The organism is Pseudoroseomonas cervicalis ATCC 49957 (genome assembly GCF_000164635.1).
Taxonomy (GTDB): Bacteria; Pseudomonadota; Alphaproteobacteria; order Acetobacterales; family Acetobacteraceae; genus Pseudoroseomonas; species Pseudoroseomonas cervicalis.
Genome location: NZ_GG771061.1, coordinates 1 through 1022, shown reverse-complemented (window position 1 = coordinate 1022; position 1022 = coordinate 1). Strand labels below are relative to the sequence as shown.

General features: G+C 76.9%; 1 protein-coding gene. It reads left to right on the top strand.

The annotated features are described in order from the left end of the window. The coding region (locus HMPREF0731_RS21720) for a PAS domain-containing protein (protein WP_040614371.1) at positions 1–1022 on the top strand (1022 nt) is incomplete at both ends.

Sequence of the window (1022 nt, the reverse complement as noted above, 5' to 3'; positions counted from 1 at the left end):
CCGCCACCCTGACCGACGCCGCCGCCGAGCGCGACGCGCTGCGCGCCGAGCGGCTGGCGCTGACCGCGCGGCTGCAGACCGTGCTGGAGAGCACCACCGACAGCGTGCTGGTGCTCGATGCCGGCGGCCGCGTCACCTACCTGAACGGCCGCGCCCGCGCCCAGGCCGGGGCGCGGGAGGCGGTCGGGCGGCCCCTGGAAGAAAGCTTCCCCGGCTGGGAGGACGGCCCCTTCGGCGCCGCCTGCCGGCGCGCCGCGCAGCAGGCCATGCCGCAGGCGGTCACCGCCTTCCACCCGGCGCTCGGCCGCTGGATCTCGGCCGACATCTACCCCTCGGCCGAGGGGCTCACCCTGTTCTTCCGCGATGTCAGCGACGAGCGCGCGGCGCAGGTCGCGCTGCGCGAGAGCGAGGCGCGGCTGAAGGCGGTGCTGGAGAACGTGCCGGTCGGCCTGCTGCTGGCCGAGGCGCCCTCGGGCCGCGTGCTGCTCGGCAACCGGCGGCTGGAGGAGATGCTGCGCCGGCCGCTGCGCCTCGGCCGCGGCATCGAGGCCTATGACCAGGACTGGGAGGCCTACCACCCCGACGGCCAGCGCGTCGCCGGCGACGAGTTCCCGCTCGCCCGCGCGCTGCGCCACGGCCTGCCGGATGGCGGGGAGTACCGCTTCCGCTGCGGCGATGGCGGCATGATCTGGCTGCGCCTGACCGCGGCGCCGGTGCGCGACGCGCAGGGCCGGGTGACCGGCGCGGTGATGGCCGCCAGCGACATCGACGCCGAGCGCCGCGCCGCCGACGCGCTGCGCGAGAGCGAGCTGCGCTTCCGCATCCTGGCCGAGGCGATCCCGCAGGTGGTCTGGTCCAGCCTGCCGGATGGCCGCATCGACTACGTCAATCCCCGCGTCGAGGACTTCACCGGCCTGGCCCCGGACCAGGCGGTGCAGTCGCTCTCCCGCATCGTCCACCCGGCCGACCAGGCGCGGGCGGAGCGCGCCTGGCAGCGCGCGCTGCGCCGCGGCCGCCCCTTC